We start from the raw sequence: 20,076 nt of genomic DNA on the forward strand, positions 1-20,076 counted from the left end.
GTGTTTCTTTTTATAGGGATGATTATCCAGATTGTTAATCAAAATAAGGGGGTTATTCACCCATTATCTCGGCAACCGGGGGAAGTCGGTTTAGATCTGGTTTAACCTGAAGCGGTAAAATAGCCGCTGCTTTTCGTCTTTATTTTTTATCAGGTTTCCCATGTTTAAAAAGTTGGGTGGTTTAGTCTGCGCGCTGTCCATGATTAGCACGACGCCCGTTTATGCCAACGAGATGGCGTTATATTCGGTCAATACCGGTTCATTTGTCTATCATATGACCGGTAATCACGGCCAATATAATGAAAAATTCAACAACCAGTTTTTTTCCGTTGAGCGTAAGCTGTCTGCGGATTCAAAGTACAGCGCGTTGGTCGGGACCATGAAGAATAGTTTTGCCGACCGCTGCCTCTCTTTGGGTGCACGAAGAGACTGGTACGCGGGGGCAAATGGCTGGACGTTCAAGGGCGTCTATGCCTATACCGGCGAGTTCTTCTTTAAAGCCTTTCGCGATTGCGGCGATTCAGGCACTTATCGAACGGCAAAGAAACTTACTGGCGTCGGTTTCTCTCCCTATATTTACCATGGCCTGCAGTACAATTTTACCGATTATTTCGGCGTCGAAACGGGCATTATCGTCCCGGCTATATTTGTGATGAGCGTACAGTGGAGTTTCCGTTAATTCGCCCGAAAGAGGCTTCCGGGCGAATGTTGCTTAATGGCTTTGCGCCACGCCTGCGCCTGGCGCAGCCCCCGGCGCGGTCGGTTCTCTATTATCGTGCAGCGTAAATACCGAGATGAGCGTAAACAGTCCGGCGATGCCGCCCAGAATATAATAGGTATGCGCGAAGCCGATGGTATCGTACAAATACCCGGCCAGCGGCGAGTAAATGGCCGTGGCGATAGAGGCGACGAACAGCACCAGCAGGTAGACCGTCGACGAGAGCTTGTTGTCGAAGTTGGCGGCGATAAATTTAAACACCGACACCAGAATCAGCGGTTTTTCCAGCGCATGCATCATTTTTACCGCGCCGATCCACACCGGACCCAGCGGAATCGCGGAGCCGACGATACGCACCGACATAATCAGCCCGGCGATGATCAGCGCCCACTTCGCGCCGGTGCGGTTTACGAACCACGGCATCAGGCATAAAAACAGAGTCTCGCCGCATACCTGAATGGAGGCAAGAATGCCGTACCAGCGATTGCCTTCCTCCGGCGTCGGGAACTGCAGAGAAAAATACTGGGCGAACTGCTGATCGTAGGTGTCATAGATTTGCGTGACGAAAAGGGTGAAGACCAGCAGCATCCAGAACTGGCCGTTCTTCGCCAGCTCCAGGGCGTGCGAAACTTTCAGCGCACTACTTTTTTGCATTTCCGCTTCGGTTAGTTCGATTTTGGTCATCATAAAGCAGATCGCCGCGATAACGATGGCGACGCTGGCCAACCAGAAGGCGAGGTTCGGATTGCTGTCGATATATTTGCCGACGATCCACGCGGCTGCGGCCCAGCCTAACGATCCCCACATCCTGACCCGGCCGTATTCGAACTGGTAGCGCCGCGAAATTTTATCAATATACGAATCGATAACTCCGCAACCGGAATTGAAAATAATCCCCAGGTATACCCCGCCAAGCAGCGCGCCCAGCCAGAAGCTGTGCACCAGCAGTGGCGCATACAAATAAATAAAGAACGGGCCTACCGGCAGCAGCATCGCGACCAGGATCCAGATCAGTCGTTTTTTCAGGCCGAACTTATCGGAAATAAATCCGAAGAAGGGCTGCATCAGCAGGGCGATAAAGGCGTTGACCGAGTAGAGCAGGCCGGTTTTGGTTGCGCTAATCCCGAGATGCTGAGTGGTCCAGATAACGAAGAACGCCATGGTTGAGGACCAGGCGAAGAGGTAGAGGAAATCGAAAAGACTCAACAAGATATAGTTTCTTTTGCCGGGCGTAATCATTTCAGTTCCTTCAAGCGGTAGCGGTAAAGGTAACAAACAGGATCGATCTGCTTGCTGTTTTTATTCAATGTTATACGTAATACATTTTATGAAGTGATATGACACCTGACGGCATTTTATGGCAATGTGCATTGCTCTAATATGTGATCATTACTGCAATAAATAATTTCATCATCGAGATTTTAAAGGGTTTTTGTTTTGAGAGCGTATTACATTTTCGATCGTTGGTCATTGAGATCGCAGGCGAGAATTTTAATCGTCGTTGTAACATTGTAAAGGATGTTAATGACCTGAGAATTATTGATCTGCCTCATCGTTTTGTACAAAAAATAACCATATTATGGTTGTGGTAAAGGACGACAGAGGAGGATCTGCGATGACCGTTGACAGACTGTATCGTAACCTGATGAATAAGCTCATTAATGCCAACATTGATCTCGACGCTTATTTGCAGCTACGTAAGGCAAAAGGCTATATGTCAGTCAGCGAAAACGACCATCTACGTGATAACTTGTTTGAACTGTGCCATGAAATGCGTCAACACGCGCCGCGCCTGCAGCACGCCGTCGCACCGGAGGAAAAGGATGCCCTGCGGCTGGCAGGCGAGGCCGTCGCTTCCGCAGCGGTCTGCCTGCTGAGCGGACATCATGACTGCCCTTCCTACATCGCTGTCGACGTAGATAAGCTGGAAAGCTGTCTGGCGGTATTGCGGCTAAATATTCATAAATTGAATGATTCTCAGCCCATTACTCACGCCTGAAATCAGGGGGAGCCTGCTCCCCCTGATTAATGTTATGTAAAAATCCCTTCCCGTTTTCCCTCGCTGGCTACCCTTATCGCATTGCTGACAAAAGGAGTATGCCATGCGCCAGACCCTTACCCTGATCGCCCTTATCACGCTGTTGTTGCCAACGGCAAGCCTTGCCGCCCGGGAGCGCGTAGAGGTGTTGCAGAACCAGCTTGAACACCCATGGGCGCTGGCCTTTCTTCCCGACGACAGGGGGATTCTGATTACCCTGCGCGGCGGCGAGCTCCGGCTGTGGCAGCGGGCTAAAGGCCTCGCGCCTGCGATTTCGGGCGTGCCGCAGGTCTGGGCCAACGGACAGGGCGGTCTGCTGGACGTGGCGCTGGCCCCGGATTTCGCCCAGTCGCGCCGGGTCTGGCTGAGCTACGCCGAAGGCGGAAGTGACGGCAAGGCCGGGACCGCCGTAGGTTACGGCCGACTGAGCGATGACCTCCAACGCCTGGAAAATTTCCAGGTAGTTTTCCGCCAGCAGCCGAAGCTCTCAACCGGCAATCATTTTGGCGGACGGCTGGTGTTCGACGGCCTCGGTTATCTGTTTATTGGACTCGGGGAGAATAATCAGCGTTCGACCGCTCAGGATCTTGATAAGCTGCAGGGAAAAGTGGTGCGGCTAACGGCTGATGGCAAGGTCCCGGATGATAATCCTTTTGTCGGCCAGGCCAGCGTCAGGCCTGAAATCTGGTCTTACGGTATACGTAATCCACAGGGGATGGCGATGAACCCGTGGAGCGATACGCTGTGGTTAAATGAGCACGGGCCGCGAGGCGGGGATGAGATCAATATTCCGCGAAAAGGCAAAAACTACGGCTGGCCGCTGGCGACGCACGGCATTAACTACAGCGGCCTGCCGATCCCCGAAGCCAAAGGCAAAACGGCGGAAGGAACCGAAGCGCCGCTGTTTGTCTGGGAGAAGTCGCCGGCGGTGAGCGGTATGGCGTTTTACGACGCGCAGACCTTCCCACAGTGGCGTCACCGGCTGTTTATCGGCGCGCTGAAGGATAAATCGCTGATTGTTCTCAAGGTTGACGGCGATAACGTCACGGAACAGGAGCGGATTCTGGGCGATCGCGGAAAACGTATCCGCGATGTGCGCGTTGGACCCGATGGTTATCTGTATGTGCTAACCGACGAATCCAACGGCGAGCTGTTGAAGGTGAGCCCGGCGGGCTAATATCAGGTGACCGGGATCATCACCACGTTGCGCCAGGCCTGGCGCTGGTTAATTTGCTGATACCAGCGCTGCAGGTGCGGGCGCGGTTGCCAGGTTTTAACGGTTTCCAGCAGGTTATAAATGAACGGCGCGACGGCGATGTCGCCGAGGCCGAAGGACTTGCCTGAGAGCCACTGATGACGCGACAGTTCATCATCCAGAATGGCGAACAGCTTTTCGCAGGCGGCAATTCCGGCTTCAATCGCGGCGGGGTCGCGTTTTTCCGGCGGGGTTCTCACCAGCCCCATTAAAATCGGCCGATGGGCCGGCGAGAGCGAGCCGTTTGCCCAGTCCATCCATTTCTCGCCCTGAGCGCGTTCGGCGGGCGACTCCACCCACAGGCGATCCTGACCATACTGCGCGGCCAGATAGCGGATAATGGTGTTTGATTCCCAGAGCACGATATCGGTCGTCTCATCTTTCAATAGCGGTACCAGCCCATTGGGATTCATGGCCAGATAGGCCGGATCGTGATTCAGACCGAACTCCAGGCCTGCCAGAATTTGCTGATACGGGAGGTCGAGTTCTTCCAGCACCCAGCGCACTTTCTTCACATTGGTCGAGTTGTTTCTGCCCCACAGCGTAATCATATCCGCTCCTGCTTTTTATTAAGCCGCCGTTGCGGCGTAGTGAGCATTCATGTTGGAATAAAGTTAATATTTAGGCAACCGCGATCAAAAAAATTGCGCTGTTTGCAGCACCGGGCGAGGTTATTGCGTAAACTTTAAAAACTTTACCAACTCGCTGTTTCTTTAAGGTCATTTGTACGCTTTACTCACCGGCTGCTGCGGCGCCGAACGAGTGTGGCGGCATATTTTTGTTTGGAAAGGATACTTGGGTGGCTCTTATGACGCATGATGCTTTTTCCCTTCGCGGCCTCGCGGCAGGCTGCGCGCTTTTATTTCTCGTTGCGCCTGCGGTGCAGGCTGCAGAACAACTCCCCGATGCGCCATCCATTGACGCGCGAGCCTGGATCCTGATGGACTATGCCAGCGGCAAAGTGCTCAGCGAAGGCAATGCCGATGAAAAACTCGATCCGGCGAGCCTGACCAAAATCATGACCAGCTATGTTGTCGGCCAGGCGTTAAAGGCGGGTAAGATTAAGTCGACCGATATGGTGACCATCGGGCGTGACGCGTGGGCAACCGGTAACCCGGCGCTGCGCGGCTCATCGGTGATGTTCCTTAAGCCAGGGATGCAGGTGTCGGTCGAAGATCTTAACAAGGGCGTTATCATTCAGTCCGGCAACGACGCCAGCATCGCGATCGCCGACTACGTGGCGGGCAGCCAGGACGCGTTTGTCAGCCTGATGAACGGCTATGCGCAGAAAATGGGCCTGACCAACACCACCTTTATGACCGTGCACGGTCTGGATGCGCCGGGTCAGTTTAGTACCGCCCGCGATATGGCGCTGCTCACCAAAGCGATGATCCATGACGTGCCGGAAGAGTATGCGATCCATAAAGAAAAAGAGTTCACCTTCAACAAAATCCGTCAGCCGAACCGCAACCGTCTGCTGTGGAGCACGAACCTCAACGCAGACGGCGTGAAAACCGGGACCACCGCCGGGGCGGGCTACAATCTGGTTTCTTCCGCGACGCAAAACGACATGCGCCTGATTGCCGTCGTGCTCGGCACCAAAACTGACCGCATCCGTTTTAACGAATCAGAAAAACTGCTGACCTGGGGTTTCCGCTTCTATGAAACCGTAACGCCGATTAAACCCGATGCCACCTTTATTACCCAGCGCGTCTGGTTTGGCGATAGCAGTGAAGCGAAGCTGGGGGCGGGCGAGGCCGGTTCCATCACGCTGCCGAAAGGTCAGCTGAAAAACCTCAAGGCCAGCTACACCCTGAATGATACGCAGCTGACCGCGCCGCTGACCAAAGGGCAGGTGGTCGGCACCATCGACTTCAAGCTGAATGATAAAACCATTGAGCAGCGGCCGCTGATTGTGATGGAAGCGGTAAACGAAGGCGGTTTCTTTAGCCGGATGATCGATTTCGTGCTGATGAAACTGCACGGCTGGTTCGGCGGTTGGTTCTCTTAAAATACAGGCCGCGCCCTGCGGGGCGCGGTTAGTAAAGCAGTGAAATCTGTTTTTCCTTCGCCAGCGCGAGCAGATCGTCATCCGGACACACGTCGCTGGCAATCACGTCAAATTGCGATAAATCCCCCATCCGCGCCGGGCGAACTTTACCAAATTTACTGTGATCGACGACCAGCACATGGTAGCGCGCGCTTTTCATCGCCCAGTGTTTGACCGGCAGCTCTTCCAGGTTAAAACAGGTCGCGCCCTGCTCGTAATCGACGCCCGCGGCGGAATAAAACGCGATGTCCGGGCAAAGGTGGCTCAGCGTATCCTGCAAGCTCAGCGGTTTAAAAATGGCGTTGCTGGCGTGGAACTCGCCGCCGCACAAAATCGCGCGGCACTGGGGTTTTTCCTGCAAGGAAAGAAAGGTATTGAGCGAATAGCAGACCCCGGTAAAGGGCAGGGCGCTATCGATGGCGTCGATGATCCAAGGCGTGGTGGTCCCGCAGTCAAAAAAGGCCATCTGGTGGGGCTCAAGCAGCTTAGCCGCATGGCGGGCTGCGCGGCGTTTTTCATCCACAAGGCGTGTTTTTTGATCGCTCAGCAGATAGTGCGTTGCGCTGCGCGGCTCCAGAACGATATAGCCGCCCAGCAAAACGACCGGGCCGCTGTGGCCGTTGAGATCGCGACGAATGGTCATCTCAGACACGCCAAGCAGGGTGGCCGCTTCTTTTAGATGGAGTTTATCACTGCGCTTGAGTGCCTGAATAAGCTGACTGATGCGTTCGTCACGACGAGTTTCCATATTCCCTCTAAGCTGAAAGCGCCCTGCATTGACAGGGCGTCAGCGGCGATTTTACCTGCCGGAAGAGGCTTAGTCACGCGCAGGAATCGGGCGCTGCCGCAACTTTACCGGCTGGTCAGGAACGTCTATTCGCGCACCCAGCCTTTACGAATCGGCAGCGAAAAGAACAGTCGGTACAGCCGCTGCAGATGCTGATAGAGGGTTTTTCCGCCGCTTTGCCACAGCAGTTGGGCGCTGAGGCAGGCGATCATCGCGGTGAGCAGCCCGCCCAGCATGTCCATCGGCCAGTGCACGCCGAGGTAGACCCGGGACCAGGCAATCGCGCAGGCAAGGGCGAACAGCAGCGCTCCCGACCACAGGCGGTGCCAGAACATAAAGGCCAGCGCAAAGGTAAAGCAGATCGTGCCGTGATTGCTCGGGAAGGAGTTATTGGGCGAATGATGCAGGAAGTTATAGCCAATACCGGCGGCAAACGGACGGTCATGCGGAAAAAACACGCCGAATATCCACGAAAGCGTCAGGCTAATGGCTAATGCCATCATGACCTTAAAGACTAACTGCCGCTGGTTTGGACCCCAAAGCCATAAGGCCAACACCAATAATGGCACCATAATTATCAGGTCTTTGGCGATAAACGTCGCGATTTCAATCGCCCACCACGGCGACGCGGGGGTAGCGTTGAGGAATGCAAACAGCGAGTAGTTAATATTTTCCAGCATACATCCAGGCTCTTGGGTCCGTTAGCAACAAGCCGCCTACCTTAAAAAACGGTGGCGATAAGGTAAAGCAGTATTGTCTTAATTATCAGTTTGTTATGAATGAAAGTGTGAGTGTGGCTTCGTTAACAGACTGAGTAAAGGAGTATATAGCCTGTAATCTAATTGAAACATAAACGAAATACATACAGCTGGATTTTGAATGGTTGCTGGCGATGCGCTATCTGCGTGGCGATATTTTGCTTTATCGCTCACAATTCGCTATCTCCCCGCGACGACTTTCATTAAACTTTGCGCGGTTTTATTTAAATAAGAGATTTCATGCATAATTCTTCGCTTTCAGGCAAACGCCTCGGACGTCAGGCGCTGCTCTTTCCGCTATGCCTGGTGTTATACGAATTCGCCACCTATATCGGCAATGACATGATCCAGCCGGGCATGCTCTCGGTGGTGGAAGAGTTTGGCGTGGGCAATGAGTGGGTGCCGACCTCAATGACTGCCTATCTGGCCGGCGGTATGTTTTTGCAGTGGCTGCTGGGGCCGCTTTCGGACCGCATCGGCCGCCGTCCGGTGATGCTGACCGGGGTGGTGTGGTTTATCGTGACCTGCCTGGCGACGCTGCTGGCGCAGACTATTGAGCAGTTCACGCTGCTGCGCTTTTTGCAGGGCATCAGCCTGTGCTTTATCGGCGCGGTCGGCTATGCGGCGATACAGGAGTCTTTTGAAGAGGCGGTGTGCATCAAGATCACCGCCCTGATGGCCAACGTCGCGCTGATTGCGCCGCTGCTTGGGCCGTTGGTGGGGGCGGCCTGGGTTCATCTCCTGCCGTGGGAGATGATGTTTGTCCTGTTTGCCGTGCTGGCCGCTATTGCCTTTTTCGGGCTACAAAAGGCGATGCCGGAAACTGCCACCCGCATGGGCGAGAAGCTATCGGTAAAAGAGCTGGGGCGTGATTATCGTGAGGTGCTGAAAAACCTGCGCTTTGTCGCCGGCGCGCTGGCCACCGGTTTCGTCAGCTTGCCGCTGCTGGCGTGGATTGCCCAATCGCCGGTGATCATCATCAGTGGCGAGCAGGCGACCAGCTACGAATATGGCCTGCTGCAGGTGCCGATTTTTGGCGCGCTGATTGCCGGGAACCTTGTGCTGGCGCGCCAGACTTCACGCAAAACGGTGCGCTCGCTGATTATTCTCGGCGGCTGGCCGATTATGATCGGCCTGCTGATCGCCGCCGTGGCGACGGTGGCGTCGACGCACGCGTATCTGTGGATGACCGCCGGGCTGAGCGTTTACGCCTTCGGGATTGGTCTTGCCAACGCCGGGCTGGTGCGTCTGACGCTGTTTGCCAGCGAGATGAGTAAGGGGACGGTGTCGGCAGCGATGGGGATGCTGCAAATGCTGATCTTTACCGTGGGTATCGAAGTCAGCAAGCACGCCTATGAGTCTGGCGGCAGCGGGCTCTTCAGCTTGCTCAACCTGCTGAGCGGGGTGCTCTGGCTGGCGATGACGGTCTACTTCCTGAAGGATAAACGCGTGGGCAACGCCCTCGAACCGCAGTAACCTTCAAATGCTCTGCTGCGACGTGACGCGCCGCAGCAGGCGCTGCCTCAGGCGAACGGCGCTTCGCGATTCAGTACTTTATCAATAATATGCAGCACGCCTTCTTCGTTATTGTGCGGGGCACGGTAGCCGGCGACGGCCTTCACCGGCGCGGCGGCGTTGGCCATCGCGAAACCGAATCCGGCGTGCTGCAGCATTTCGATATCATTGCCGCTATCGCCAAACGCCACCACTTCATGGTTCTCGATGCCCCAGCGTTCCTGCAGGATGCGCAGTCCGTTGGCTTTATGCACCCCGGGAATAATCAGGTCAATGCTGCCGTAGCCGGTGGCGACCGCGGTCACCATATCGCCAAGCGCGGCGTGCAGCTTCGGCTGAATCTGCGGGATCAGCTGGTCCGGCACGTTGAGTCCGAATTTCAGAATTTCATCATCAGCAATATGATTAAAATCGTCGACCATTTCGAGGCGATGATAGTACTTCGCCGCGACCGCTTTCAGCTCATCGTTATAGCGGTTGAGGGTGTAAGCGCTGCGCTTACCGCAGGCGATAATTTCAATGTTGGCCAGCGTCTGGAGATGGTCGATAACGGTATTGAAATGTTCCTGCGGCATCCGGCAGTTAAACACGTCCTCGCCGGCGCTGACCACCCAGCCGCCGTTTTCGGCGACAAAAGCGATTTCGTGCGCCACCTCAGGGAAGAAGGAGATGAGCTGGTAATACTGGTTGCCGCTGGCGACGACGAAGCGGATGCCCTGCTCACGCATCCGCGCATACTGGGCGAGGAAACGCTGACGGTTATAGGTTTTGGCATCGCTCAGAAAGGTGCCATCCATGTCTACCGCAATCATTTTGATGCTCATTAACTGTTCTCCATCACGGGTTCAGATTGTGGCTTCGCTACCGCGCGGGCGACGATGGCCGCGACCAGCACGAGTGCCAGCACCACCATCATGGCGCTGCGCAGGCCGAAGTGTTCGCCGAGGAAGCCCAGCAGCGGCGGCCCGACGAGGAAGGCGAGGTAGCCGGTAATCGCCACCACGCTGACGCGCTTCGGCGCATCGGGGCCGGTGTCACTGGCGGCGGAAATGGTCAGCGGGAAGCCCAGCGACGCGCCGAGGCCCCATAATAGTACGGAGAGACCGGCGACCCACGGGTTGTCGACAAAAATAATCAGGCCAATACCGAGCGCGCCCATCACCGCGCTGGCGCGTACCACCGTCACCCGGCTGTAGCGGTCAATAAACCAGCCGCCGGTAAAGCGGCCGAGGGTCATGCCGAGGGTGAAGCCTGCGTAAATCAGCGAGCCGGAGGTCGGGCTGAAGCCGTGGCCGTCCACCATCAGCAGCGGCAGCCAGTCGTTGGCGGAGCCTTCGGCAAAGGCCATGGCCAGGACGATTACGCCAATCAGCAGCAGCTGGGCATCGCGCCAGATCGGCTGGCCTTTGCCTTCATGGCGCGCCGCTTCCGCCGCATTTTTGCCGGTGCCTTCAGGAATCGCGCGAATGGCGATAGCAATGGGGGCGACGGCCACCAGCGCCGCCAGCAGGATGTGCGGCGCGGCGGGCAGGCCGAAGCCGGTTACCGCCATGCCAATCCCGGCGCCGACGAGCGTGCCGAAGCTGTAGAAACCATGCATCATTGGCAGGACGGTTTTATTCATTTCGCGTTCAACGGCGGCGCCTTCGACGTTAATCGCCACTTCCGCTGAGCCAAAGCTGGCGCCGAAGATGGCTAAGCCAATGGCAAACAGCACCGCCGATGTGAACCATAGCGCGGCGCTGAGCACAAGCATACCGACCACCGCGCACGACATGGTGGCGCGAATCACTTTACGGGTGCCGAATCGATTGACCAGCCACGCTGAGCAGAGGATGCCGCTCATCGAACCTATTGAGAGTCCAAATAATACAATCCCCATTTCCGCCGTCGATAGCGCGAGCAGATCGCGAATCGCCGGCGTGCGGGTGGCCCATGAGGCCATGAGTAATCCGGGGATAAAAAAGAACATGAAGAGCGCCCACAGCCTTAGCTGAAGGGCTCTGCGTGAGGTTTGCGCTGTCATCCGTAAATGCCCGAGAGTGAAGAGATGCAGACAACAGTAGCAAGGTTGTGTACATTTGTACATCCAGGTTGCTTGCTGAGGAATGCTTTTTTATTGACCTCTATGATTCGATTCAGCCTGAGGCATATTAAATGAAAGAGGAAAAAGTATGGCCCGTCGACCAAACGACCCGCAGCGGCGGGAGCGGATTTTGCAGGCGACGCTGGACACGATCGCGATACACGGCATTCATGCGGTTACGCACCGGAAAATCGCCACCTGCGCGGGCGTGCCGCTGGGCTCGCTGACCTACTATTTCAGCGGCATTGAGGCGCTGGTCGAAGAAGCGTTCAGCCTGTTTACCGGCCAGATGTCGGCGCAGTATCAGCAGTTTTTTGCCGATGTGCATAATCGCCGGGAGGCTTGTGACGCCATTGCCGAACTGATTTTTAGCGCCCAGGTCACCACCGCGCGCAATATGGAGCTGATGTATCAGCTGTATGCTTTTTGCAGCAGCCAGCCGAATTTAAAAGCGGTCATGCAGAACTGGATGCTGCGCAGCCAGCAGACCCTTGAGCAGTGGTTTGAACCGGCCACGGCCCGCGGGCTTGACGCCTTTATCGAGGGGATGACGCTGCACTTCGTGACCGACAGAGCGCCGCTATCAAGAGAAGCGATTCGACTGATGGTCGACCGACTGGCGGGGGAGTGAGCTGGGAGCAGAAAACAAAAAACCCATCAACCTTGAACCTAAATGGCGGGGTTGATGGGCTCCACAAAATGGGGACATCAAAGAAAAGCAGTGGCACTACTTATGACTGATGCCAGCAAAAAAAGTTCTGCGTATACGCGTTTTTTTTCTGAAAAGTTTACTGTAGCCCCGGCCAGATGATGACAATCAGCGTACCCGCCAGGGTTAACAACACGTTAGCGATAGCGTAGGTCCCCGCGTATCCCAGCGCCGGAATATTGCTGCGCGCGGTATCGCTGATGATTTCCATCGCCGGCGCGCAGGTGCGGGCGCCCATCATGGCGCCGAAGAGCATTGCGCGGTTCATGCGCAGTACGTACGCGCCGAACAGGAAACAGATAACCACCGGCACCAGGCTGACGATAAGGCCTGCCGCCAGCATCTGACCGCCGACGGCGCCGAGGCCGTTATTAATGCCGGCGCCGGCGCTGAGCCCCACGCCGGCCATAAATACCATCAGGCCGAACTCTTTCACCATATTCAGCGCCCCCTGCGGGATATAGCCGAACGTCGGATGGTTGGCGCGCAGGAAGCCGAGCATGATGCCGGCAAATAGCAGACCGGCGGCGTTACCGATGCCGAAGCTGAACGAGCTGAACTGGAAGGTGATCATGCCGATCATCAGGCCAACGATAAAGAAGGCGCAGAAGGCGAGCAGATCGGTTACCTGGCTGTGGATGGAGATAAAGCCGATCCGATCCGCGACGGTTTTGACGCGACGCGCGTCGCCGCTAACCTGCAGCACATCGCCTTTGTTGAGCACGACGTTGTCGTCGATCGGCATTTCGATCTGGCTGCGGATAACGCGGTTTAAGAAGCAACCGTGATCGGTAAGCTTTAGCTGCGCCAGGCGGCGGCCGACGGCGTTGTGGTTTTTGACCACGATCTCTTCGGTGACGATGCGCATATCGAGCAGATCGCGGTCGAAGACTTCTTTGCCGTTACGGAAGCTTGGGTCGAGGCGGGCGTGGGCATCCGGATAGCCCACAAGCGCGATATCGTCGCCCATCTGCAGCACCGCATCGCCGTCCGGATTCGCCAGAATGCCGTTGCGGCGGATGCGTTCAATGTAGCAGCCGGTCTGGCGGTAAATGCCTAGCTCGCGCAGGTTTTTGCCATCAGCCCATGCCACCAGCTCCGGGCCGACGCGGTAGGCGCGGATCACCGGCAGGTACACCTTACGCCGGGAGTCGGTATCGAGGCCGCGCTCGCGGGCGATTTGCTGGGCGCTGGTCTGCAAATCCTGATGCTGCAGCTTCGGCATATAACGGGCGCCGACGATCAGGCTGACCAGGCCAACCAGATAGGTCAGGGCATAGCCGAGACTCAGATGATCGAGCGAAAGGGCTAACTGGTCGCTGGGCAGACCGAAGTGGCGCAGCGTATCTCCGGCGCCAACCAGCACGGGGGTAGAGGTCATGGCGCCGGCGAGCATCCCTGCCGTCAGGCCGATATCCCAGCCGAATAGCTTACCCAGCCCCATGGCGATCAGCATCGCGCTGCCGACCATCACCAGCGCGAGCATCAGGTAATTTTTCCCATCGCGAAAAAAAATAGAAAAAAAGTTAGGTCCCGCCTCCACGCCGACGCAGAAAATAAACAACATAAAGCCGAGATTGAGGGCGTCAGTGTTAATACTGAAATGCTGCTGCCCTAATAATAGGGAAACGACTAAAACGCCAATGGAATTACCAAGTTGTACCGACCCGAGACGCAGTTTCCCGAGGCAGAGTCCTAATGCTAGTACAACGAACAATAACAGGATGTAATTCCCGTTTAACAAATCTGCGACGTTTATATTCACGAAAGCCAACTTCTCATTTACTAGTAAGTTGTTGAAGGAAATGGTTATTTGGTCTAAGGTTGGTCCAGTGTTCGCGTTGTCCCGAACGCTATTCTGGCATCCCGTTATAACCAGCAAAATATAGTCGACAGTTTAATCCTTCCTGGAGGCTGCGGCTAGTAACAATCGTTTTTACATTGACGGGATCTTTTATTGGCATGGATTGCCAGAATCTTTATCTGACTGGGCGAAGTGGAAGTTGGTTAGAGGCAAAATCAGGAGGATGTCGTGAAATCTGAGCGTGCTTGGGCCGGTATTATCTGTGGGTTCTTTCTATTTATTGTGGTTTGTTTGTCACTACTGTTACATATGAAAGGCGCCTTTCGGGCTACCGGTAACCCTGAGCTCGGGCTGCTGTTCTTTTTGCTACCCGGTGCGGCGGCAAGCTGCCTTTCTCCCGGACAGCGGGTCATTCGTCCGCTTATCGGCGCGATGCTGGCTGCGCCCGTCTGTCTGGTGGTCATGCGGCTTTTCTTTGTGACCCAGCGTTCTTTCTGGCAGGAACTGGCGTGGTTATTTAGCGCGGTATTCTGGTGCGCGCTGGGCGCGCTGTGCTTTTTGTTCATTTGCGCCTGGCTTGATACCAGACGCAAACACTCGTCAGAGGAGTGAGCTGTCTCAGGCGAACAGGCCGAGATTCTCTTTCGCCCAGGCTTCAAAGTCAGTGCAGCCGCCAATGTGCTTCTGATCGACAAAAATCTGCGGTACGGTTTCTACCGGTTTACCCACGGTTTTTTCCAGATCGGCTTTGCTGATACCTTCTGCGTGAATATCAATGTAGCGATAGTTAAAATCATCGCGCTCATTGCTCAGTTTTTCCGCCAGCTCTTTGGCGCGAACGCAATAGGGGCAGCCTGGACGACCAAAAATTACCGTAAACATAGTCTCTCTCCTTAAACCTCAGCCGGATGGCGAATGGCGGGTATCATGCCGCGTTATGTCGACGAGGGAAAGAAGGTTCTGCCTTTTGCTTCGATGGCTTAAGGCTATGTTTGTTAAATACTCTGCTGATGAAACCGCTATACTGGCCTGATACGCGACCCGTTTTTGCCCGGGAGCGTGCATGATTTGGACCGGAGGAGCGTTATGCGATCGCCCGCTGCATTACCCACAAGCATTCTGGTAGTTGAGATTATCGGCATGGTGCTGTTGACCCTGGCCTGGCTCTCGCTCAACCAGTACGTCAGCCTGCCCGCGCCGTTTTCCAGCCCGACGGCGGCGCTGCTGATGATCTTCGCGGGGATCCTGCTGATGCTCCCGGCCGCCGTGGCGTTAATCTGGCGCGTGGCGCAAGTCATTGCCCCGCAGTTGACGCACACGAAAACCCCACCTTCCTCATTGCCTGACAGAGAAAAACGAGATGACGCCGACCATTGAGCTGCTGCGTAGCCACCGTTCTATTCGCCATTTTACCGACGCGCCGATAAGCGACGAACAGCGCGCTGCGATTATTGCCAGCGCGCAGGGCGCTTCCAGCTCCAGTTTTTTACAATGTTCCTCAATTATTCGCGTTACCGACCCGGAAATACGTCAACAGCTGGTCCCGCTGAGCGGCGGCCAGCAGCACGTGGCGCAGGCCGCGGAGTTTTGGGTATTCTGCGCTGATTTTAACCGCAATCTGCAAATCTGCCCGGACGCTCAACTGGGCCTCGCCGAGCAACTGCTGCTGGGCTGCGTCGATACCGCTCTTCTGGCGCAGAATGCGCTGGTGGCGGCGGAATCCCTTGGGCTGGGCGGTGTCTATATCGGCGGCCTGCGCAACAATATCGATGCGGTGACCGAACTGCTTAAGCTCCCGCAGCACGTACTGCCACTGTTTGGCCTGTGCCTTGGCTGGCCGGATGATAATCCGGAAGTGAAACCGCGCATGCCGTCGGCGATGCTGGTGCATGAAAATCACTATCAGCCGCTGGATGAGACGGTCCTTGCGGAATATGACGAGCAGATAGCGCAGTATTATCTCTCGCGCGGCAGCAACACGCGTCGCGATACCTGGAGCGATCATATCCGCAGGACTATCGTTAAAGAGAGCCGTCCATTTATTCTGGAATATCTGCATAAGCAGGGATGGGCTACGCGCTGATTGCGTGTAAACTGCCCCCGGTCTGACGTAAGGAAATTCCGCAGGTCAGCGCTCATTGACTACCAAAGGCCCGCCGGAGCGGGTCTTTTCGCAGAGGTGCAGGGTGAAAATTGCCATATTATCCCGGGATGGAACGCTTTATTCATGTCGACGCCTGCGTGAAGCCGCGCAAAAACGCGGACATCAGGTGGAAATCCTCGATCCGCTTTCCTGCTATATGAACGTCAGTCCGGTGGCCTCATCGATTCACTACAAAGGCCGCCAGCTCCCGCATTTTGACGCCGTCATCCCGCGCATCGGCACGGCGATTACCTACTACGGCACCGCGGCGCTGCGTCAGTTTGAACTGCTGGGCAGCTATCCGCTCAATGAGTCCGTCGCTATCACCCGCGCCCGCGATAAGCTTCGTTCGCTCCAGCTACTGGCGCGTCAGGGAATCGACCTGCCGCTCACCGGGATTGCCCATTCGCCAGACGATACCAGCGACCTGATCGCGATGGTTGGCGGCGCGCCGCTGGTGGTAAAGCTGGTGGAGGGCACTCAGGGCATCGGCGTCGTACTGGCCGAAACGCGGCAGGCGGCAGAGAGCGTCATTGATGCTTTTCGCGGTCTGAATGCGCATATTCTGGTGCAGGAGTATATCGCCGAGGCGAAAGGCCGGGACGTGCGCTGCCTCGTGGTGGGCAATGAGGTCGTGGCGGCGATTGAGCGGCGGGCGAAGGAGGGAGATTTTCGCTCTAACCTGCATCGCGGCGGCGTAGCGTCGGTGGCGTTTATCAGCGAGCAGGAGCGTGAAATGGCCATCAAGGCCGCGCAGACGCTCGGGCTGGACGTCGCTGGCGTTGATATTCTGCGCGCCGCGCGCGGTCCTCTGGTGATGGAGGTCAATGCTTCTCCTGGCCTGGAAGGGATTGAAACCACTACCGGCGTCGATATCGCTAGCAAAATGATCGCCTGGATCGAACGGCAAGCCACGCCCGGATTTTGTCTGAAAATGGGCGGATAATTCCCTTTCACGACACCGTCATGGAACAGGACGCTTTTTTTGCGTAAGCTATGGCGTCGCATTTTTCACAGTAAGAGGTCACAGGTCATATGGATTCACTGGTCGTTCCGGGTCTTGATACATTACGTCAATGGCTCGACGAATTGGGCATCAGCTTTTTTGAGTGTGATTCCTGCCAGGCACTGCACCTGCCGCATATGCAAAATTTCGAAGGCATTTTTGATGCCAAACTTGACCTGGTGGATAACGTGGTGCTTTTCTCTGCGCTGGCTGAGGTGAAACCCTCCGCGCTATTGCCGCTTTCCGCCGATCTTTCTGCGATTAACGCCAGTTCGTTGACGGTCAAAGCTTTCCTCGATATTCAGGACGATAATCTGCCGAAACTGGTGGTGTGTCAGGCGTTGACCGTCGGCGTCGGCGTGACCCTCGACCAGTTCGCGTGGTTTTTCCGCCAGAGCGAAGAACAGATTTCTATGGTTATCCTTGAGGCCAGCGCCAATCAGGTGCTGTATAAGTCCGAGGAAGAAGAGCCGGCGGCTGAGAATATTCAGTACCATTTTCTTCACTAAGCCTGTCGAAAAATAGCGCAGCCACTGCCATGGCGGCTGCGTATTACGTGCTTTTATTCTGCTATTAACCTTCCTGCAAAGAATTTTTCACCGCCATTCTGCCGCTTTCGGCTTATCACATAGACCCTTATTGCATAAAAAATTGATAAAAGCCGTTTTTTTACCTGGGGTATAGCCTCTTATTCTGGCTACAGTTATTCTGACGCTGCTTCCAGTTGCGGGCAACCATTCCGGGAGAGGTCCTCTCTCCTTTTCTTAGGCAATGAAAAAATATGCATGATTATTGCATGCGAACAAGTGCGTATATTCAGCCCGCTTGTTAACGGGCATTGAGAAGGAATAAGAGATATGACCGCCTTTGGTAAAAAATGGTTAACAGGTCTGGTTACGGGTGCGCTGATGGCCGTTTCTGCCGGTTCGCTCGCAGCCGAACAAAAAACCCTGCATGTTTATAACTGGTCTGATTATATTGCGCCGGATACGGTGGCGAATTTTGAAAAAGAGACCGGCATTAAAGTGGTGTATGACGTCTTTGATTCCAACGAAGTGCTGGAAGGTAAGCTCATGGCGGGCAGCACCGGTTTTGACCTTGTGGTGCCGTCGGCGAGCTTCCTTGAGCGCCAGCTGGCGGCAGGGGTTTTCCAGCCGCTGGATAAGAGCAAACTTCCCAACTGGAAAAATCTCGATCCGGAAGTGCTGAAGCTGGTAGCGAAGCACGACCCGGACAATAAATACGCGGTCCCGTACCTGTGGGCGACCACCGGTATTGGCTATAACATCGATAAAGTGAAAGCGGTGCTGGGCAAAGATGCGCCGCTGGACAGCTGGGATCTGGTGATGAAGCCGGAAAACCTGGAGAAACTGAAAAGCTGCGGCGTCTCTTTCCTGGATGCTCCGGAAGAGATTTTCGCTACCGTGCTGAACTACCTCGGCAAAGATCCTAACAGCAGCAAAGCCGACGATTACACCGGCCCGGCCACCGACCTGCTGCTGAAGCTGCGGCCGAATATTCGCTATTTCCACTCCTCACAGTACATCAATGACCTGGCGAATGGCGATATCTGCGTCGCTATCGGCTGGGCGGGCGACGTATGGCAGGCGGCTAACCGGGCGAAAGAAGCGAAGAATGGCGTTAATGTTTCCTACTTTATTCCGAAAGAGGGGGCGCTGGCGTTCTTTGACGTCTTCGCGATGCCAGCCGATGCGAAAAACAAAGATGAGGCTTATCAGTTCCTCAACTATCTGATGCGCCCGGATGTTATCGCCCACATCAGCGATCATGTCTATTACGCTAACGGCAATAAAGCCTCTCTCCCGCTGGTCAGCGAAGAGATCCGCAATAACCCGGCTATTTACCCGCCGGCTGACGTCTTCGCCAAGCTGTTCACGCTGAAAGTCCAGGATCCGAAAATTGACCGCGTGCGTACTCGCGCATGGACGAAGGTGAAAAGCGGTAAGTAATTCTCCGTGAGTTGTAGGCCGACGATGCCTCGCGCTGTCGGCAACAGGCGCACCGCGATGGTGCGCCTGCACCATGATTTGATTTCTGCCGGAGAACACCCCGTGAATGATGTGATTCCTCGCCCGCAGGCGAAAACCCCTAAAGCGCTGACCCCGCTACTGGAAATCCGTAATTTAACCAAATCGTTTGACGGTCAGCACGCCGTCGACGACGTCAATCTCACTATTTATAAAGGCGAAATTTTCGCTCTGCTGGGCGCATCCGGCTGCGGCAAGTCAACCCTGCTGCGCATGCTGGCAGGTTTTGAACAGCCCACCGCCGGACAGATTGTCCTGGATGGCGTCGATCTGGCGCGGGTGCCGCCGTATCAGCGGCCGATTAATATGATGTTCCAGTCCTACGCGCTGTTTCCCCATATGACGGTTGAGCAGAATATCGCCTTTGGCCTCAAGCAGGACAAATTGCCCAAGGCCGAAATCACCAGCCGGGTGCAGGAGATGCTGGCGCTGGTGCATATGCAGGAGTTTGCAAAACGTAAACCGCATCAGCTCTCCGGCGGCCAGCGTCAGCGCGTGGCCCTGGCCCGCAGTCTGGCGAAAAGACCGAAACTGCTGCTGCTTGATGAGCCGATGGGGGCGCTGGATAAAAAGCTGCGCGATCGGATGCAGCTGGAAGTCGTCGATATTCTTGAGCGCGTCGGCGTCACCTGCGTGATGGTGACCCACGATCAGGAAGAAGCGATGACCATGGCGGGGCGTATCGCCATTATGAACCGCGGTAAGTTCGTGCAAATCGGCGAGCCGGAGGAAATCTATGAACACCCGACCACCCGCTACAGCGCGGAGTTTATCGGCTCGGTCAACGTCTTTGAAGGGCTGGTGAAAGAGCGGCAGGAAGATGGCCTGGTGCTGGACTCCCCGGGCCTGACCCATCCGCTGAAGGTCGATCCCGATGCCTCCGTCGTTGATAACGTCCCGGTGTGGGTGGCCCTGCGCCCGGAAAAAATCATGCTCTGCGAGGACCCGCCCGCGGATGGCTATAACTTCGCGGTGGGCGAGGTTATCTATATAGCCTATCTCGGCGACCTGTCTATCTACCATGTGCGCCTGAAAAGCGGGCAGATGCTGAGCGCTCAGCTGCAGAACGAACATCGTTACCGTAAAGGGGCGCCAACCTGGGGTGATGAGGTGCGTTTATGCTGGGATGCCGATAGCTGCGTCGTGTTGACGGTGTAAG

21 protein-coding genes are annotated in these 20,076 nt (G+C 55.6%); 13 read left to right on the top strand and 8 right to left on the bottom strand.

All coding sequences use genetic code 11. The features are described from left to right. Positions 1 to 199: 199 nt before the first annotated feature. Positions 200 to 679: a hypothetical protein gene (locus IYV58_RS08815; protein WP_162626028.1), complete on the top strand. Its 480-nt coding sequence runs from the start codon at positions 200 to 202 to the stop codon at positions 677 to 679. 33 nt (positions 680 to 712) lie between these two features. Here IYV58_RS08815 and IYV58_RS08820 read toward each other — a convergent pair whose 3' ends face one another. Further along, positions 713 to 1,954, bottom strand: coding sequence for an oligosaccharide MFS transporter (locus IYV58_RS08820; RefSeq protein ID WP_195729695.1), 1,242 nt, complete (start codon positions 1,952 to 1,954; stop codon positions 713 to 715). Positions 1,955 to 2,333: 379 nt separating this feature from the next. On the opposite strand from IYV58_RS08820, the gene bssR reads away from it, so the two are divergent. Further along, on the top strand, positions 2,334 to 2,717 hold the full coding sequence (gene bssR / locus IYV58_RS08825; RefSeq protein ID WP_004130808.1) for a biofilm formation regulator BssR: 384 nt from the start codon (positions 2,334 to 2,336) through the stop codon (positions 2,715 to 2,717). Positions 2,718 to 2,820: 103 nt separating this feature from the next. Then, positions 2,821 to 3,933, top strand: coding sequence for a PQQ-dependent sugar dehydrogenase (locus IYV58_RS08830; RefSeq protein WP_195729528.1), 1,113 nt, complete (start codon positions 2,821 to 2,823; stop codon positions 3,931 to 3,933). A 2-nt stretch (positions 3,934 to 3,935) separates the two neighbouring features. On the opposite strand, the gene IYV58_RS08835 is transcribed toward IYV58_RS08830, so the two are convergent. After that, positions 3,936 to 4,562 carry a glutathione S-transferase family protein gene (locus IYV58_RS08835; RefSeq protein WP_123828311.1) on the bottom strand — a complete coding sequence of 209 codons (627 nt, stop codon included), beginning with the start codon at positions 4,560 to 4,562 and terminating at the stop codon, positions 3,936 to 3,938. A gap of 257 nt (positions 4,563 to 4,819) precedes the next feature. Here IYV58_RS08835 and dacC point away from each other — a divergent pair, with 257 nt between their 5' ends. Further along, complete coding sequence (gene dacC / locus IYV58_RS08840) at positions 4,820 to 6,022, top strand: serine-type D-Ala-D-Ala carboxypeptidase (protein WP_029669928.1); 1,203 nt, start codon at positions 4,820 to 4,822, stop codon at positions 6,020 to 6,022. A 28-nt stretch (positions 6,023 to 6,050) separates the two neighbouring features. On the opposite strand, the gene deoR is transcribed toward dacC, so the two are convergent. Together deoR and ybjG are read right to left on the bottom strand one after the other, a co-directional pair. Then, the gene (gene deoR, locus IYV58_RS08845) at positions 6,051 to 6,809 is read right to left on the bottom strand and encodes a DNA-binding transcriptional repressor DeoR (protein WP_087830059.1); all 759 of its coding nucleotides are present in this window, start codon (positions 6,807 to 6,809) and stop codon (positions 6,051 to 6,053) included. 125 nt (positions 6,810 to 6,934) lie between these two features. Further along, complete coding sequence (ybjG, locus tag IYV58_RS08850) at positions 6,935 to 7,528, bottom strand: undecaprenyl-diphosphate phosphatase (protein WP_004130818.1); 594 nt, start codon at positions 7,526 to 7,528, stop codon at positions 6,935 to 6,937. Positions 7,529 to 7,846: 318 nt separating this feature from the next. Here ybjG and IYV58_RS08855 point away from each other — a divergent pair, with 318 nt between their 5' ends. Continuing rightward, positions 7,847 to 9,082 (top strand): MFS transporter, encoded by a 1,236-nt coding sequence (locus IYV58_RS08855; RefSeq protein WP_004130821.1) that lies wholly within the window; start codon positions 7,847 to 7,849, stop codon positions 9,080 to 9,082. Between the two features lie 47 nt (positions 9,083 to 9,129). Here the strand turns inward: IYV58_RS08855 and IYV58_RS08860 are convergent, their stop codons facing one another. Together IYV58_RS08860 and IYV58_RS08865 are read right to left on the bottom strand one after the other, a co-directional pair. Continuing rightward, positions 9,130 to 9,945 carry a Cof-type HAD-IIB family hydrolase gene (locus IYV58_RS08860; protein WP_004130823.1) on the bottom strand — a complete coding sequence of 272 codons (816 nt, stop codon included), beginning with the start codon at positions 9,943 to 9,945 and terminating at the stop codon, positions 9,130 to 9,132. After that, positions 9,945 to 11,147 carry an MFS transporter gene (locus IYV58_RS08865; protein WP_032721352.1) on the bottom strand — a complete coding sequence of 401 codons (1,203 nt, stop codon included), beginning with the start codon at positions 11,145 to 11,147 and terminating at the stop codon, positions 9,945 to 9,947. Before IYV58_RS08865 ends, IYV58_RS08860 begins: the two co-directional genes overlap by 1 nt. A gap of 148 nt (positions 11,148 to 11,295) precedes the next feature. On the opposite strand from IYV58_RS08865, the gene IYV58_RS08870 reads away from it, so the two are divergent. Continuing rightward, entirely contained in the window at positions 11,296 to 11,838 is a 543-nt protein-coding gene (locus IYV58_RS08870; RefSeq protein WP_004130826.1) for a TetR/AcrR family transcriptional regulator, read from the top strand. A 157-nt stretch (positions 11,839 to 11,995) separates the two neighbouring features. On the opposite strand, the gene IYV58_RS08875 is transcribed toward IYV58_RS08870, so the two are convergent. Then, the gene (locus IYV58_RS08875) at positions 11,996 to 13,681 is read right to left on the bottom strand and encodes an aspartate:alanine antiporter (protein ID WP_004134610.1); all 1,686 of its coding nucleotides are present in this window, start codon (positions 13,679 to 13,681) and stop codon (positions 11,996 to 11,998) included. 267 nt (positions 13,682 to 13,948) lie between these two features. On the opposite strand from IYV58_RS08875, the gene ybjM reads away from it, so the two are divergent. After that, on the top strand, positions 13,949 to 14,332 hold the full coding sequence (gene ybjM, locus IYV58_RS08880) for an inner membrane protein YbjM (RefSeq protein ID WP_004130832.1): 384 nt from the start codon (positions 13,949 to 13,951) through the stop codon (positions 14,330 to 14,332). A 6-nt stretch (positions 14,333 to 14,338) separates the two neighbouring features. On the opposite strand, the gene IYV58_RS08885 is transcribed toward ybjM, so the two are convergent. Further along, on the bottom strand, positions 14,339 to 14,602 hold the full coding sequence (locus tag IYV58_RS08885) for a GrxA family glutaredoxin (protein WP_004100567.1): 264 nt from the start codon (positions 14,600 to 14,602) through the stop codon (positions 14,339 to 14,341). A gap of 204 nt (positions 14,603 to 14,806) precedes the next feature. On the opposite strand from IYV58_RS08885, the gene IYV58_RS08890 reads away from it, so the two are divergent. The 6 genes from IYV58_RS08890 to potG all read left to right on the top strand — a co-directional run bounded on the left by IYV58_RS08890 (position 14,807) and on the right by potG (position 20,075). Next, positions 14,807 to 15,097, top strand: a complete 291-nt coding sequence (locus IYV58_RS08890; protein ID WP_004130834.1) for a YbjC family protein — start codon at positions 14,807 to 14,809, stop codon at positions 15,095 to 15,097. Continuing rightward, positions 15,081 to 15,803 (top strand): nitroreductase NfsA, encoded by a 723-nt coding sequence (gene nfsA, locus IYV58_RS08895; protein ID WP_004130836.1) that lies wholly within the window; start codon positions 15,081 to 15,083, stop codon positions 15,801 to 15,803. Before IYV58_RS08890 ends, nfsA begins: the two co-directional genes overlap by 17 nt. 103 nt (positions 15,804 to 15,906) lie before the next feature. Further along, positions 15,907 to 16,809: a 30S ribosomal protein S6--L-glutamate ligase gene (gene rimK, locus IYV58_RS08900; protein WP_004130837.1), complete on the top strand. Its 903-nt coding sequence runs from the start codon at positions 15,907 to 15,909 to the stop codon at positions 16,807 to 16,809. Positions 16,810 to 16,898: 89 nt separating this feature from the next. After that, positions 16,899 to 17,378: a type III secretion system chaperone family protein gene (locus IYV58_RS08905; protein WP_004130838.1), complete on the top strand. Its 480-nt coding sequence runs from the start codon at positions 16,899 to 16,901 to the stop codon at positions 17,376 to 17,378. Positions 17,379 to 17,726: 348 nt separating this feature from the next. Further along, a complete protein-coding gene (gene potF, locus IYV58_RS08910) occupies positions 17,727 to 18,839 on the top strand; it encodes a spermidine/putrescine ABC transporter substrate-binding protein PotF (RefSeq protein ID WP_004130840.1) in 1,113 nt (370 codons plus the stop codon). A 102-nt stretch (positions 18,840 to 18,941) separates the two neighbouring features. Then, a complete protein-coding gene (gene potG, locus IYV58_RS08915) occupies positions 18,942 to 20,075 on the top strand; it encodes a putrescine ABC transporter ATP-binding subunit PotG (RefSeq protein WP_004134592.1) in 1,134 nt (377 codons plus the stop codon). Position 20,076: the final 1 nt, after the last annotated feature.

It is taken from the genome of Klebsiella sp. BDA134-6, from assembly GCF_015601345.1.
Taxonomy (GTDB): Bacteria; Pseudomonadota; Gammaproteobacteria; order Enterobacterales; family Enterobacteriaceae; genus Klebsiella; species Klebsiella grimontii.